The following is a 1,776-nucleotide window of genomic DNA, read 5'->3' as shown; positions in this document are numbered from 1 at the left end:
CTTTGAAGCATCAGAGCAACGCAATACGCGTATGATCTGCGGTAAGGTAATGATGGATCGCAACGCGCCAGAGTTCCTCACCGACACACCAGAAAGCTCTTACCAAGACAGCAAAGAGTTGATCGAAGCATGGCACGAGAAAGGCCGTCAGCTTTACGCGATCACACCGCGTTTTGCGATCACCTCTACGCATGAGCAATTGGAAAAAGCTGGCCAGTTAATGGCAGAGCACCCAACCACGTTCATGCAAACACACATCAGTGAAAACAAAGACGAAGTCGCTTTCGTTCGTGAGCTTTTCCCTGAAACCAAAGACTATTTAGACGTTTACGACCAGTACGGTTTGCTAGGCCCTCGCTCAGTGTTTGCTCATGGTATTCACCTTGAGCCTCGCGAGCACGAACGTCTTCGCGAAACAGGCGCAAGCGTGAGCTTCTGCCCCACTTCTAACCTATTCCTAGGTAGTGGCTTGCTAGATGTAGAAAAGCTTGAAAAAGAGAAAGTGAGCTACTCCGTTGCAACAGATGTTGGTGGTGGCACAAGCTTCTCTATGCTTCAAACTTTGAACGAAGCTTACAAAATCTGTCAGCTACAAGGTCAAAAATTAAGCCCACTTAAGAGCTTGTACTTGGCGACCTTAGGCAACGCAAAATCACTTCAACTAGACGACAAGATTGGTTCATTCCAGGCAGATCGCGAAGCTGACTTTGCGGTACTTGATTACGATTCAACACCATTGATGAGTTTGAAGCAGTCGAAGTGTAAAACACTCTTCGAGAAGCTGTTCGCAATGATCATTTTGGGCGACGACCGCTCAGTTAAAGCAACTTATGTCGCGGGCGAACTTGCCCACGAGAAACAATAAGGGATATTTACAATGGAAGCTTATTTCCTAGAGTGGTTAAACCTATTCTTCCGATGGTTCCATGTCATCGCGGGTGTCGCGTGGATTGGCGCGTCGTTCTATTTCGTATGGCTTGATAACAGCCTTGAAAATCCGCCGCAGTGGAAAAAAGACAAAGGCATCGGTGGTGACCTTTGGGCAATCCACGGTGGTGGTTTCTATGAAGTTGCCAAGTACAAGCTTGGGCCAGAAGCGATGCCTAGGAACCTTCACTGGTTCAAGTGGGAAGCCTATACAACATGGTTAACCGGTATGGTGATGCTATGGATTGTATACTACGTTGGTGCAGAGAGCTTCTTAATCGACAACAGCAAGCTTGAACTTAGCCAGTGGGAAGCAATTGGCCTTGGTATGAGCTTCATCGCTATCGGTTTTGCAGTTTACGAGATTCTTGTTAAAACGCCTCTTCGTTATAAAGACGGTGCGTTTGGTCTTGTACTATTTGCCTTCCTAGCTTTCTCGGCTTGGGTTGCAGACCAACTATTCTCAGATCGTGGTGCATACATCCACGTAGGTGCGCTGATCGGTTCTATCATGGCGGGTAACGTATTCTTCGGCATCATGCCTTCACAGCGTGCGCTTGTTGAAGCGGTACAACGTGGTGAAGCGCCTGATCCTAAGTACGGTGCATTTGCGAAGTTGCGTTCCACGCACAACAACTACTTAACGCTACCGTTGATCTTCATCATGATCAGCAACCACTACCCAATGACTTACTCGCACGAGTACGGCTGGGCAGTATTGGCAGCAATAATCTTTATCACTGGTTTCGCACGTCACTTCTTTAACTTGCGTCACCGTGGCGAGTTCAAGCCTGTGATCCTAGTGATTGCAGCGGTCATGCTTGTAGCACTTGCTGGCGTTATGGCGCA

The 1,776-nt window shown here is 47.9% G+C and carries 2 protein-coding genes; both read left to right on the top strand.

All coding sequences use genetic code 11. The features are described from left to right. Positions 1 to 865: guanine deaminase (guaD, locus tag A3739_RS19585; RefSeq protein ID WP_068502522.1), on the top strand; the 865-nt coding region annotated here is incomplete at its 5' end. Between the two features lie 12 nt (positions 866 to 877). Next, the coding region (locus tag A3739_RS19580) for a urate hydroxylase PuuD (protein WP_068502520.1) at positions 878 to 1,776 on the top strand (899 nt) is incomplete at its 3' end.

Source organism: Oleiphilus sp. HI0067 (genome assembly GCF_001635735.1).
The sequence above is the reverse complement of the archived record's forward strand: the minus strand, read 5'-3'. Positions and strand labels throughout refer to the sequence as shown.